Consider the following 235-nt stretch of genomic DNA (forward strand, 5'->3'; position numbering starts at 1 on the left):
TAGGCAGCCGCGACGACGGCAGCTTCCGTCGGCGTCATGATGCCCGCCTTGATGCCGCCGAGAATGATAACAGGCATGCCGAGCGCCCAGCCGGCACGAGCAGTCACGAGCAGACGTTCCTTGCCCGAAGTCTTGGGCAGGGGCTTTACGTTGTCCTTACGCACCACGATCAGCCAGGCGATGATGAGCGATGTGCCCATCAGAATACCAGGAACGATGCCGGCGAGGAAAAGCT

At 61.3% G+C, this 235-nt stretch carries 1 protein-coding gene; it reads right to left on the reverse strand.

Annotated features, from left to right (window positions below; all coding sequences use genetic code 11):
• A partial coding sequence (locus tag SB816_RS35050) for a TRAP transporter large permease subunit (RefSeq protein ID WP_410548629.1) occupies positions 1 to 235 on the reverse strand: 235 nt, incomplete at both ends.

The organism is Achromobacter sp. SIMBA_011 (assembly GCF_046535435.1).
GTDB lineage: Bacteria > Pseudomonadota > Gammaproteobacteria > Burkholderiales > Burkholderiaceae_B > Achromobacter > Achromobacter dolens.